Below are 12,663 nucleotides of genomic sequence, written 5' to 3'. Positions count from 1 at the left end.
TCACGGAAGTGAGGTTTCAGCTGAATGCAGAAGAGTAATTTATGTACCGGCTCTTATTCCCGCTGATTGTGCGGTCAGGCAAGGGCTGTCCTTATCCACCTTAAAGGCCTGGACATTTGTTGCGCAGCGGCGTTCACCAATCTGATACTTATGCTAGCGCGAGTGTTTTTGCGAGCATAATTATATTGTAGTTCAGGCTACTAGAGGGCCATGCTTAGGCAGTACTCTGACGCCCCATCTATCCCAATTTCTTCAGAAAGCAGCCGGAGTATCTGCCCGCAAGAAAATTACCGAAGGGCGTCCCCGATCGAGCAGCTAAACTCTACCTATCGCAAAGATCACCTTTATGACGAAATGTAGAAGCTAGCATAAATTGCACACTGATCACATTTGTATTCTAAGGCTTTAAAGGGGTGTTATTTGAAGATCTTGGCCAGGAACTTTATAGTAGTAGTCTCCTGGTGACCAACTAGGCTTACCTATCATCTGGAACGATCCACGGAAGGACTCAATTACGCGCTTGCTCAGGGTTAGCCCGTGAGAACCTTGCAGAGCATTTATGAGTACGACGCCAGCGCAAATGGCAGTTAATGCATGCTCTAAATTCGCAACTTCGTTTCCGCGAACAGCATTATGCTTCGCTAAGTTGTATGCCTGATACCATGGCAAGGGTCGGTAAGAAACCTCCCCTTCGTCACTCCACTCACTGAAAGGCCTTATTTCTCCTAGTTCAGGGGCTTCCGCGAGTGAGACTATATAATCCGGAAGCTTTGCGTGTTTAGATACTCTCCAATATCGCTCAATATTTCCACGTTCAGCCTGATAATCCTTGAACATCAGAAGCTTAAAAAGCGCTTCGACCTCCAGACAAGCCACCATGAGAATATCTCTGGTACTGTTTCCAAAGACTGGCAGATTTTCCCGAACAAGATCTATAGTGTTACCGAGTTCAAGAAGTCTTTCGTGCAGATGAACCGAGTACCTTATCCGATTTGCGATAACCCTTTGTGTTTCATTATCAATCGTAGCGAGTGCAGCACCCCAGCCCATAGTAGGACGAGCGACCCGACCAACGCTATGGCCTAACCCTGCCCTTAGGGGCTCAATTATATAGGTTCCGCTACGTTGTCGTCCGTCGAAACCGGGAATATCAAGGAGTACATTACTAAGGCTGTCTAATGAAAGGGTTTTGGGGCCCAACCAATTCTTCACATGAAGCAAACGTACCGGTTTCGTCTTGGCGGGCTTAATGAGAAAGTAGCCGCGATCTGTTCTCCTAATTAACTCGCTATGTATATTTGTGTGAACCTTATCACCATAGTTTCCCGCGATCAGGTATTCTGCCATGCCGATCTTTCGCAGCCGAATGTTTATAAAGCACACTTGTGCCCAAGGGACTCAGCTTATCAAGATTTTCTGTCAGCGTCTATTCACTGGCTTCGTTGCGACATTGTAAATGATTTCTACTGTACTTCGTTATGTGCGGTGGTCAGCACGAAGGTCGAAGACACTGGAGGTTCTCACTTGCTCTGAATTCATATGGAAAGCCTAAATGTCTCTGCAGCAAAGATTCAAACTTCACTTTATCTACTGCATGTCGGAACTAAACAGGTAGAGCCACAGGCTCCGCCAGACCATTCACCTTCCGGTGAGCAGTAGGTAAGTGTGATATGAGGGCTTCTGCCTGCCGGCGACATTGACAGGTCGGCAGGCGGCCTCTATACAGCCCACCAATCTGCCAAACACCGATGGAGAAGTAGGGTGAAGCGCACTTATCAACCCAGCGCGCTGGTCCGCAAGCGCCGTCATGGCTTTCGCAGCCGCATGGCGACCGCCAATGGCCGCAAGGTTATCGCCCGGCGTCGCAGCAAGGGTCGCAAGCGTCTGAGCGCCTGAGCCCATGGCCACAGTCCCGAAGGCAGGGCGGCTGCTGAAGCGGTCCGAGTTCCTTCGGGCAGCCCGGCGTGGACGAAAGGCGGCCCGGCCCGGCCTGGTGCTCCAGGTCTATGCGCGCGGAAGAGAAACGGAGAACAGCGCTCTGTCGGATCGGCAGGGCGCTTCGCCATTTTGCGGCATGCGTGTTGGCCTGACGGCAAGCCGCAAGGTCGGCAATGCGGTGGTTCGCAATCGCGCGCGGCGCCGGTTACGTGCAGCTGCGGCAGAGATTCTGCCGGACTGCGGCCGGCCAGGAACCGACTATGTCCTGATTGCGCGCGGGGATACGGCAGAGCGTCCCTTCGACGCCCTGCTTACGGACCTGCGTTCGGCCCTGAAGCAGGTCGAAAATCGGAATGCGGGCAAGGACAGGCGGAAAACGGCGGCAATGGAGCAATGACCCAATTCGGCATATTCAGAATCGCGCGACAGGCTCTGGTTCTGGGACTGATTGCCCCGGTGCGATTCTATCAATGGGTCATCTCTCCGTTATTGCCGGCATCCTGCCGCTACAGCCCAACCTGCTCCGCCTATGCCATCCAGGCCCTGCGGCGCCATGGTCCTTTCCGGGGTGGCTGGTTGGCCTTCAGACGTATTTTACGTTGCCATCCCTGGGGAGGAATGGGATACGACCCCGTACCGGAAAGAGCGGAGACAACCCGCCAGACCTCCGCTAAACCACCCGCCGCTTCGCGCAGATCCTTCTGAAGCACCTCGGAGCCGCTTTCCTCATGGAACAGAAGAACCTTTTCCTCGCCATCCTGCTGTCTCTGGTCATCCTGCTGGGATTCCAGTACTTCATCGAAGCACCGCAGGAGGAGGAGGCCCAGGACGGTCCGTCCACGGAAGAGTCGGCCTCGCAGACGCCGGGGTCAGCGCCGTCCATGGACGAGGGCGATGCCGGGCGCAATCAGCAGCTTCAGGAGCGGCCGGAGGCCCTGGACGAGGCCTTGAGTGATGTCGACCCTGACGCCGCGCGCGACGAAATCCTGGAAAGCGGCCCGCGTGTGGCCATCGACACGCCGAAGGTCGAGGGCTCCATCTCCCTGATTGGCGGCCGCCTGGATGACCTGACCCTGAAGCGCTATCACGAAACCATCGAAGAGGGCAGCCCGAACATCGAGCTGCTGGATCCGGTGGGCTCGGCGCGCCCCTACTATGCCGATTTCGGCTGGGCGGCCGGCGGCGATGGTGTGCCCGTTCCGCAGTCGGACAGCGAATGGGAGGTCGAGGACGGCGAAACGCTTACCCCGGACTCGCCTGTCACGATTCGCTGGGACAATGAGGAGGGGCTGACCTTCCGACGCACCTATGCAATCGACCGCGACTACATGGTGACGGTCACCCAGGAGGTTGAGAACACGGGCGGCGACAATGTGACGCTTGCGCCCTATGGCCTGATCTCACGCACCGGTACGCCGGAGACCACCGACTTCTTCATCCTGCACGAAGGTCTGATCGGTGTTCTGAACGACGAGTTGCGCGAAATCAGCTACGGCGACCTGCGCGACGACGGACGGATTTCCGCCACGACCCGTGGCGGCTGGCTGGGCATCACCGACAAGTACTGGATGGTCACCATGGTGCCCGACCAGGAGCAGGAGGTGGAGACACGCTTCCTCTATAGCGGGCGCAACAACCAGGCCAAGTACCAGACGGACGTCCTCTACAATGGTCGGCAGCTTTCCGAGGGGCAGACGACCAGTGAGGTGACACGGCTGTTTGCCGGTGCCAAGGAGGTCACGCTGCTGGATCGCTACAGCGACCAGGAAGGCATTCCCAAGTTCGACCTGGCCGTAGACTTCGGCTGGTTCTACTTCCTGACCAAGCCGATCTTCCTGGCCTTGCACTGGATTGCCGGCCTGGTGGGCAACTTCGGCGTGGCGATTCTGATCCTGACGGTCTTCATCAAGATCCTGTTCTTCCCGCTGGCCAACAAATCCTATCGCTCGATGGCGAAGATGCGCAAGCTGCAGCCCGAGATGATGCGCCTCAAGGAGCGCTTCTCGGACGACCGCCAGCGCCTGAACCAGGAGATGATGGCGCTCTACAAGAAGGAAGGGGCCAATCCGGCCTCGGGCTGCTTGCCGATCCTGGTGCAGATCCCGGTCTTCTTCGCGCTCTACAAGGTGCTGTTCGTCACCATCGAGATGCGGCATGCGCCCTTCTTCGGCTGGATCCAGGACCTGTCTGCGCCCGATCCGACCTCGATCCTGAATCTCTTCGGCCTGCTGCCCTATGCCGTGCCGGACCTGGGACCCCTGGATATCCTGAGCATCGGCATCTGGCCGATCCTGATGGGCATGTCCATGTACGGGCAGCAGCTGCTGAACCCGCAGCCGCCGGACCCTGTGCAGGCCAAGGTCTTCATGTTCCTGCCGCTGATCTTCACCTTCTTCCTGGCCGGATTCCCGGCAGGGCTGGTGGTCTACTGGACCTGGAACAACCTGCTTTCGGTGATGCAGCAGTACGTCATCATGAAGCAGGCCGGCGCCCCCATCGGCCGCAAGGCGAGCCAGCAGCAGACGGCGGTGGCGACAACCGGCGACGATGCCGGCGACAGCAAGGACGCTGCGGCTGCCGATGAAGCGAATGGCAAGGCCGATGCGGGCGCGAAGAAGGCCACGAACCCACAGCAGAAAAAGGGTTCGGGGGGCAACAAGGGCTCCGGCAACACCGGCTCCGGCACTACGGGCAAGAAGAAAAAGTAGCCGCCATGGACAGCCGGGATCCTGATGCCGAAGAAACTGGTTCGGAGGGCCCGGACCAGGCCTGGCTGGAGGAAGGGCGCCTTCTCTTCTCTGCCGAGTGCAGGTTCCTGCTGTCGGTCGCCGATGCCGAACAGGTGCCGGCCAGCGACCTGCCGGAAGTGGCCTTTGCCGGGCGGTCCAATGTGGGCAAATCCAGCCTGGTCAACGCGCTCACCGGACGGAAGACCCTTGCGCGCACCTCGAATACGCCCGGGCGTACGCAGCAGTTGAACTTCTTTGACCTGGGCGGCCGCCTGATGCTGTCCGACCTTCCCGGCTATGGCTATGCCAAGGCGCCCAAGGCCGATGTGGCCCGCTGGACCCGCCTGACCCGCGCCTATTTGAAGGGACGGCCCCAGCTGCGTCGAATCCTGTTGCTGGTGGACTCGCGCCATGGATTGAAGACCGCAGATCGCGAGATCATGAAGGAACTGGACAAGGCGGCGGTTTCCTATCAGGCGGTGCTCACCAAGACCGACAAGATAAAGCAGGAGGCCCTGGCCCAGGTGATCGTGTCGATGGCCGGCGAGTTGAAGACGCATCCCGCCGCTCATCCCGACGTGATGGTGACCAGTTCCCAAGCAGGCCTTGGCATTCCTGAGCTGCGCGCCGAGCTGGCGACGGTGGCGTTGCCACGTCAGGCGGGATAAGCTTGCGCCGCTGAGACGAGAGGAGCCCCATGACAGGATCGAAGAACTTCGGCGAAACCAAGCAGTGGCTGCGTACGGCGCGGACCCTGACCGAGGCGCTGCCCTTCATGCGCCGCTATGCCGGCAAGACCGTGGTCATCAAGTACGGCGGCCATGCCATGGGCGACGGCGAACTGGCGACCATCTTCGCCCGCGATGTGGTGCTGATGAAGCAGGTGGGAATCAATCCCATCGTGGTGCACGGCGGCGGCCCGCAGATCGGCGAGATGCTGGAGCGTCTGTCGGTGCAGAGCGAGTTCATCGATGGCCTGCGCGTGACCGATGCGGAGACCGTCGAGATCGTGGAGATGGTCCTGTCCGGGTCCATCAACAAGGCGATCGTGAATGCCATCAACTCGGCCGGCGGCACGGCCATCGGCCTTTCGGGCAAGGATGGCAGCCTGATCCAGGCCCAGAAGCTGCGCCGCAGCCACAGGGACCCGGAATCCAACATCGAGCAGATCCTCGATCTCGGCTTCGTGGGCGAGCCCAAGCACGTGAATCCGCAGGTGTTGGGCGCGCTGGAGCGGGCCGGGATGATTCCGGTGATTGCGCCCATAGGGGTTGGCGTCAACGGCGAGACCTATAACATCAATGCCGACACGGTGGCCGGCGCGATCGCGAGTGCGGTCGGGGCCGTGCGCCTGCTGCTTCTGACCGACGTGGCCGGCGTGATGGACAAGAACGGCGAGCTTCAGCTGCAACTGTCCCTGGAGCGTGTCAAGGAATTGACCGAGGATGGCACGATCAAGGGCGGCATGCTGCCCAAGCTTCAGACCTGCACCACGGCCGTCGAGGAGGGCGTGGATGCCGCCGTTATCCTGGATGGGCGCGTGCCGCATGCCCTGTTGCTGGAGGTTTTCACCGACCAGGGCGTGGGCACGCTGATCCGCCGCAGTTAGTGGTGATTCACGTCAGCCGGTTCAGCCGAGAGAGGAAGGATCATGACCGCATTCCGTACCCTGGATGACCTGGACGTTGCCGGAAAGCGCGTGCTGGTCCGCGTCGACTTCAATGTGCCCATGGAAAACGGAGTGGTCACCGATGCCACCCGTATCGAGCGCGCCCTGCCGACTCTGCAGGACCTGCTGAAACGCGGTACGAAGGTCATCCTGCTGAGCCATTACGGGCGCCCCAAGGGCAAGGCGGATCCCGCCCTGTCCCTGCGTCCCTTGCTACAACCCCTGGAGAACCTGCTGAAGGGCCGCAAGGTGGCCTTCGCCGAGGACTGCATCGGGGCGCCGGCCGAAGAGGCCGTGGCGCAGCTGAACGATGGCGAGGTCCTGCTGCTGGAAAACCTGCGTTTCCACGAGGGCGAGGAGGCGAACGAAGACGCTTTCGCTGATAGCCTGGCAAAGCTTGGGGATCTCTATGTCAACGATGCCTTCTCGACCGCGCATCGTGCGCATGCTTCGGTCGAGGCCCTGGCGCGGCGCCTTCCGGCTGCCGCCGGCCGGTTGATGCAGGAGGAGCTGGAGCACCTCGAAAAGGCGCTGGAGAATCCCGAACGGCCGGTGGCCGCCATCGTCGGCGGCGCGAAGGTGTCCACCAAGCTCGAGCTGCTCGGCAACCTGGTGGAAAAGGTGCAGCTGCTGGTGATCGGCGGCGGCATGGCCAATACCTTCCTTCACGCCTTCGGCGTGCCCGTGGGGGCCTCGCTCTGCGAGAAGGACATGGCGGAGACCGTCGAGGACATCGTGCGCCGCGCCAAGCAGGCCGATTGCGATATCCTCTTGCCGACCGATGCCGTGGTGGCCGAAAAGCTGGCGCCCAATACGCCGCATGATGTCGTGGCCGTGCGTGACGTGCCTGATGATCGCATGATCCTGGACGTGGGGCCCATGACCTCGGAACAGATCCGCAAGCGCCTGGGCGACTGCCGGACACTGGTCTGGAACGGGCCGTTGGGTGCGTTCGAGACACAACCCTTCGATGCCGGCACGAATGTGGTGGCTGAAGCCGTGGCCGACCTGACGGCGGAGGGACGGCTTCTGTCGGTGGCGGGTGGCGGGGACACCGTTTCCGCGCTGGCTCGGGCCGGGGTCCTGGATCGCCTGTCCTATGTATCCGCTGCGGGAGGGGCCTTCCTGGAATGGATGGAGGGCAAGACCCTACCGGGCGTCCAGGCGTTGCGCGACTCGGCGGGTTGAACCGGGTCAGCCGAACGCAAAGCCGGCGCGCCCCCAGGTCAGCAGAACCAGGCACGCAAAGCCGCTGAATACACCCAGGAACAGATTTTTCCGTGTCAGCAAGAAGACGGCCAGAGCCAGCAGTGCGGCACTCAGACGATCGATCATCGGAGTTTCAGCCAAGGATCCGAGGGGCAGGACGATCATGCGGGCAATCAGGCCGGCCAGAAGCGCATAGGCGACACAGGTGACCCATTCGAAGATGGGCGAGTCCGTCCGGATGCGCCCGGACAGAGCCACTCCAAGCGCTCGCCAGCCATAGGTGACCGCAAAGGTTATCGCCAGCGCGATATAGGGCCCCCAGTTGGTCAGTGTTTCCGTCATGATGCGCTCTGCTTCTTGCGGGACAGTCCGCCCCCTATGACGAAGGCCAGGCTGCCGGCAACCAGGCCCGTAACCAGCAGCGACATGTCCGGCAGGTAGAGGTGCAGGACAGGGCCCAGGAGAGCCCCCAGACATAGCGCCCAGACGCGGGTCTTGATGCGTAGGTCGGAGGCGAAGACCAGCATGAAGTAGATGGGATTCAGGAAGACCAGGCCCAAGGAGATGGCCAACGGGACACTGCCTGCCAGGTAATAGCCCAGCATGGTTCCCAGCATGGCCCCCGGCCAAAGAACCATAGAGAATCCCATGAAGTAGGAAATCCGGACGGGTCGCGGGAGTTCCGGGCAGACCCGCAAGGCCTGGGCCCATCCGGTAATCGCGAGCCAGTGGACGATGACATAGGGCACCCAGCGGGGTGTCGATCTGCTGCGCAGTATCGGCATGAGCACCACCGTCATGGGCAGAAGGCGCACGTTGGTGAGCGCCACGGCCAGGGCGATGACCAGGAAGGAGGCACCGGCGGTATAGAGTTCGACCATGGCAATCTGGGCCGGCAGGGCCCAGCCGGTGGCCGTCGACAGAAGGCCCTGGAACAGGGTGAACTCACTTTGACGGATCAGGGCGCCGAACCCAAGGAAACTTGAGATCAGGACGAATCCTGGAACGGACAGGCCGTCGCGAAAACCATGGGCAAAGGCCCGGGTATGGGTCAGTGGCCTGGCCGGCAAATCGCTCTGGTCTTGCGAAGTGGTAATGGTGCGCTCCCCCTCGGGTTTCGGGGGAAGCTATCCCGTCCCGAAAGATAGCGCCAGTGGGGCGGATTGCATGTCAGGCCTGCAACACCCGCGAAGCCGGCAGGATTATCGACACGAGGGTGCCTTCGCCGGGTGTGCTCTCGACCTGGAGCTCTCCATCGTGCAGTTCGATCAGTCCGCGCGCCAGCGGCAGGCCGAGACCTGTACCCGGGAAGCGCCGGGAAAGCTGGCTGTCCACCTGTCCAAAGGGGGTGAGCGCGGTGTCGATTTCCTCGGGTGTCATGCCGATGCCGTTGTCCTGGATCCGGCAGACGAGGCGCCCCTCGGGATCGAGGCCAGCTTCCAGGCGGATCCGGCCGCCCTCGTTGGTGAACTTCACGGCATTGCCCAGCAGGTTGACCAAGACCTGGAGGAGGGCGCGCATGTCGCCCTTGATCGGAGGCAGGAGGTTCTCGACAGAGGTATCCAGGGTGATCTGCATCTCGTAGGCCTTTTCGCGCACCATGCGCAGGGCCGAGGTGACCAGTTGCGAGAAGTCGAGGCGCTCCTCGTTCAGATTCATGCGCCCAGCCTCGATCTTGGAGACGTCCAGGACGTCATTTATGAGTTCCAGCAGATGCTGGGCGCTGTGCAGGATGTCCTGCGTGTAGCCCTTGTAGGTGTCATTGCCCAAGGGACCGAAGGTTTCCGTCTCCATAAGCTGGGAAAAACCGATGATGGCGTTCAGCGGGGTGCGAAGCTCATGGCTGACCGTGGCCAAAAACTGGCTTTTGGCCCGGTTTGCGCTTTCGGCCAGTTCGATATGCTTGTACAGGGCTGATTCCCGGGACAGCAACTCGGTGATGTCGCGTGCCGTGCCGCGAAAGCCGTGAAAGATGCCGTCCGTCTGGCTGAAGATCGGTACGGCACTGACCAGGATATGACGTATGCTGCCGTCGGTGCTCTGCGCAGTCAGGGACAGGTCGCGGAAGGGGCGTCGGCTCGATTCCTGTGTCAGGTTGTCCAGGGCCGAGGTGTCTCCGCTGAACAGGACCGAGAGCGAACGCCCGATGAAGCTGCGTGGATGTGCCCCCAGGGTTTCCAGAACGCTATTCGAGATATAGGTCAGTTTCAGGTCCCGGTCCGTTTCCCAGACCCAGTCCGAAACCAGGCGTGAAATATCCTCGAAGCGCTCGCGTGCCTCGGTGCTTTGGCGGCGCAGGCGGTTGGCATCCTCGTCAGGCAGGAAACGCACGGACACGAGCTTCAGGTCCCCCTCCGCGTCCGCATAGGCACGCAGCTGGGGGTGAAGAGTCTGCCCGGCGGCATCCACAAGGCGTAGCCGGCTTTCCAGGGGGGGACTCCAGCTTTCCTGTGTGCACTGGAGTTGCTCGATCTCCTTGGCAAAGGCGGCCAGGGGACCCAGATGATGGCTATTGCCGCTTTCGGCCCGGCTCAGCAGTTCAGGCAGCAGCTCGTCGAACGCAGCGTTCTCGCTGACGACCTGGCCGAGATTGTCGACAACACAGAAGGGGGGCGCCTGCTCCAGAAGGTGTTCGTGCGCAAGCGCAGCCAAATCTTTGGGTGGGGCTGCGCGCCTGTCCGTGCCTTCCTGTTGGCTTGATACGCTCAGATGCAGGCCGTTGCCGGACATCTTATGAGTCCTTTCGCCGTCGATCTTTGCCGCGGTCGGCAAGGGGTATGTCGTTTCCTTGTCACGTGGTCCGCCGCGACTTTCCGCGCGATGATTCCACAGATTGTACGGCATAGAGATAATCCGGATCCCTGCGCCAGCGTTTCAGGACGGCTTCTGCCGCCTCTGGTTTGACGCGATCGAAGAGCACCAGGACACGGGAAAGCTCGTTGGGGTCCATTTTCTGATCGCCGGGCCGGCCCTTGCGGCTCATGAGGAAGATGGAGGTGAAAACAGGCTTTTCGATCTTCAGGGCCCGGCAGACGATGACCAGGCCTTCGCCGCCCGGTTCATAGACAATGCGTCGGATCAGGCGCATGCGCAGACCGCTCATTTCCGCGAACAGCGCCTCGAACAACGAGACTTCACCCTCGCGCAGGACCTTCACCAGGAATTCCGGCGTCAGTTCATCTTCCTCGCGGTAGGTGCGCGCCAACTCCCGCGCGGCGCTTTCCGGCATTTCCTCGCGCGCAATGCTTTCGGAAGAGGAGTCGGCAATGATGGCTTCCAGCAGGTCGTCCAGTTCCGTTGGGTCGATTTCGTGATTGGCCAGGATGTGCGAGCGCAGGGCTGCGCTGACCCAGAGGCACATACGTCGTGCCAGGGGTTGCGGCAGGTCGCTGCGGTGGACCAATGGTTCCTGGTAGGTGTCGACTCGCCGCGATTCCTCGACCAGGTATTCCATGGCCGCGTGGGACAGGCGGGACTTGGGATTGTCCAGCAGGGCCTTGATGACGTCCACGTGGCCACTCTCGATCAAGGCGTCGGATACCGATTCGCTGACCTTGCGGCGCATGGCAATGGACAGCTGGTGCTGCATGCTGCGGTGGCGGATGATCTCGATCAGGTCGGCATCCTTGAGAACTTCACTGGCCAGCAGGATGGGCCGTGCCACTTCGATCTCGTCATTGGCCAGCATCAGAACCAACTCACGCGGCACGTCCTCACGTGCGGCCAGGCGTTGGCTGAGCTCCCGCCGGACGACGGTCTCCACCTCCTGGATCAGCTTGTTCAGGATGTCCGTCATCAACGCGCGTTCGCGCTCGGTCAGGGTTTCACCCTGGCCTTCGAACAGGTCCCCGATCGTGGCCACAAGGGTTCGGCGCCCTTCCGTGCTGCGGTCGCGGGCCAGGTTCAGCAGTTCTGTCAGATCTTCTTTGTCCACGACGCGGAAGTATCCTTTACCGGTTTTGCCATGGCGGATCGCGCTCCCCACGTTGTTACCCGATTCTTCGGTTTGTGTTTCAAGTGGTCCCATGGCTCGAAAATATTGGTTCCCCGTTTGAGAAGTGACTCTGCGTCAAAGACTTAAATGATTCGTTAAAATCCTCGGTAATTCCTTTGCTTGGCCGAATCGCACGCAGATAAGTCGCGGCCGGACTCCGAATCGAATCCAGCCGTATGACTTTCATGTTAAAATGATTAACCGAGGAGGCAAGCTTGGCCGCTGGCCGGGAACTTGGATCAGCCCCAGGGGCTCGGAGCTTTTCCTGCGGCGGCAGTTTGTCCGGCCATCTCACGCAGCCGGGCGACGCGGTCCTCGGTACTGGGGTGGGTCGAGAACAGGCTGTCCAGCTGGCGTGCGTGCAGCGGATTGATGATGAACATGTGGGCCGAGGCCGGGTTCCGTTCGGCCGCCTCGTTGTCGATCCTGGACGCGGCGGCCTGGATGTTATCCAGGGCCGAGGCCAGCCAGAGTGGCTGGCCGCAGATCTCTGCGCCGATTCGGTCGGCCTCGTACTCGCGCGAGCGCGAGATCGCCATCTGAACCATCATGGCGATCAGCGGTGCCAGGATCATGACCAGGATCGTGCCGATCAGGCCCAGCGGGTTGTTGCGGTTGCCACCGAAGAAAAGCGCGAAGTTGGCCAGCATGGAGATTGCACCGGCCAGAGTGGCCGTCAGGGTCATGATCAAGGTGTCGCGGCTTTTCACATGCGCCAGTTCGTGCGCCATAACGCCGGCGACTTCCTGGGAAGACAGGCGCTTGAGCAGGCCGGTGGTGGCGGCCACGGCGGCGTTCTCCGGGTTCCGGCCCGTGGCAAAGGCGTTGGGTTGCGCATTCTCGATCAGGTAGACCTTGGGCATGGGCAACTCGGCGCGCTCGGCCAGCTGTTCCACGATGCCGTAAAACTGGGGGGCAGACTGCCGGTCGACCTCGCGCGCCTTGTGCATGCGCAGGACCACCTTGTCGGAGTTCCAGTAGGCGTAGAAGTTCATCGCCACGGCAATGGCGAGTGCGATCAGCATGCCGGTCTGTCCGCCCAGCATGAAGCCGACGGCGAGGAATAGACCAGTCATTGCGGCGAGCAGAAGTGCGGTGCGGAAGTAACTCATGGCGATAGTAAG

Annotated in this window: 13 protein-coding genes; 7 read left to right on the top strand and 6 right to left on the bottom strand. The window is 60.8% G+C overall.

Annotation, left to right across the window (positions count from 1 at the left end):
- Positions 1–405: 405 nt before the first annotated feature.
- Positions 406–1,347: a hypothetical protein gene (locus BP38_RS22495; RefSeq protein WP_155992179.1), complete on the bottom strand. Its 942-nt coding sequence runs from the start codon at positions 1,345–1,347 to the stop codon at positions 406–408.
- A gap of 414 nt (positions 1,348–1,761) precedes the next feature.
- Here BP38_RS22495 and rpmH point away from each other — a divergent pair, with 414 nt between their 5' ends.
- Genes rpmH through BP38_RS0103750 form a run of 7 tightly spaced genes read left to right on the top strand, consistent with a single transcriptional unit; the run spans position 1,762 to position 7,524 of the window.
- Entirely contained in the window at positions 1,762–1,896 is a 135-nt protein-coding gene (gene rpmH / locus BP38_RS0103775; protein ID WP_022727677.1) for a 50S ribosomal protein L34, read from the top strand.
- 4 nt (positions 1,897–1,900) lie between these two features.
- The gene (rnpA, locus tag BP38_RS0103770) at positions 1,901–2,335 is read left to right on the top strand and encodes a ribonuclease P protein component (protein ID WP_026986642.1); all 435 of its coding nucleotides are present in this window, start codon (positions 1,901–1,903) and stop codon (positions 2,333–2,335) included.
- Positions 2,332–2,643 (top strand): membrane protein insertion efficiency factor YidD, encoded by a 312-nt coding sequence (yidD, locus tag BP38_RS22070; protein WP_081816443.1) that lies wholly within the window; start codon positions 2,332–2,334, stop codon positions 2,641–2,643. The genes rnpA and yidD overlap by 4 nt, the downstream gene beginning before the upstream one ends.
- Positions 2,644–2,666: 23 nt before the next feature.
- Positions 2,667–4,646 carry a membrane protein insertase YidC gene (yidC, locus tag BP38_RS18840; RefSeq protein WP_081816442.1) on the top strand — a complete coding sequence of 660 codons (1,980 nt, stop codon included), beginning with the start codon at positions 2,667–2,669 and terminating at the stop codon, positions 4,644–4,646.
- A gap of 5 nt (positions 4,647–4,651) precedes the next feature.
- Positions 4,652–5,335, top strand: a complete 684-nt coding sequence (gene yihA, locus BP38_RS18835) for a ribosome biogenesis GTP-binding protein YihA/YsxC (RefSeq protein WP_035723535.1) — start codon at positions 4,652–4,654, stop codon at positions 5,333–5,335.
- A gap of 29 nt (positions 5,336–5,364) precedes the next feature.
- The gene (argB, locus tag BP38_RS0103755; RefSeq protein WP_026986641.1) at positions 5,365–6,276 is read left to right on the top strand and encodes an acetylglutamate kinase; all 912 of its coding nucleotides are present in this window, start codon (positions 5,365–5,367) and stop codon (positions 6,274–6,276) included.
- A gap of 42 nt (positions 6,277–6,318) precedes the next feature.
- Positions 6,319–7,524, top strand: coding sequence for a phosphoglycerate kinase (locus tag BP38_RS0103750; protein ID WP_026986640.1), 1,206 nt, complete (start codon positions 6,319–6,321; stop codon positions 7,522–7,524).
- A gap of 6 nt (positions 7,525–7,530) precedes the next feature.
- On the opposite strand, the gene BP38_RS0103745 is transcribed toward BP38_RS0103750, so the two are convergent.
- The 5 genes from BP38_RS0103745 to htpX all read right to left on the bottom strand — a co-directional run bounded on the left by BP38_RS0103745 (position 7,531) and on the right by htpX (position 12,651).
- On the bottom strand, positions 7,531–7,887 hold the full coding sequence (locus tag BP38_RS0103745; protein ID WP_026986639.1) for an AzlD domain-containing protein: 357 nt from the start codon (positions 7,885–7,887) through the stop codon (positions 7,531–7,533).
- Complete coding sequence (locus BP38_RS0103740) at positions 7,884–8,615, bottom strand: AzlC family ABC transporter permease (protein ID WP_051608939.1); 732 nt, start codon at positions 8,613–8,615, stop codon at positions 7,884–7,886. Before BP38_RS0103740 ends, BP38_RS0103745 begins: the two co-directional genes overlap by 4 nt.
- 100 nt (positions 8,616–8,715) lie before the next feature.
- On the bottom strand, positions 8,716–10,275 hold the full coding sequence (locus BP38_RS21630) for a PAS domain-containing sensor histidine kinase (protein ID WP_162175119.1): 1,560 nt from the start codon (positions 10,273–10,275) through the stop codon (positions 8,716–8,718).
- 61 nt (positions 10,276–10,336) lie between these two features.
- Positions 10,337–11,479 carry a DUF2336 domain-containing protein gene (locus BP38_RS0103730; protein ID WP_026986637.1) on the bottom strand — a complete coding sequence of 381 codons (1,143 nt, stop codon included), beginning with the start codon at positions 11,477–11,479 and terminating at the stop codon, positions 10,337–10,339.
- 299 nt (positions 11,480–11,778) lie between these two features.
- Entirely contained in the window at positions 11,779–12,651 is an 873-nt protein-coding gene (gene htpX / locus BP38_RS0103725) for a zinc metalloprotease HtpX (protein WP_026986636.1), read from the bottom strand.
- Positions 12,652–12,663 lie beyond the last annotated feature (12 nt).

The sequence above is a fragment of the Fodinicurvata fenggangensis DSM 21160 genome, assembly GCF_000686045.1.
In the GTDB taxonomy this organism is placed as follows: domain Bacteria; phylum Pseudomonadota; class Alphaproteobacteria; order Kiloniellales; family DSM-21159; genus Fodinicurvata; species Fodinicurvata fenggangensis.
This window is presented reverse-complemented; position numbering and strand designations above follow the sequence as displayed.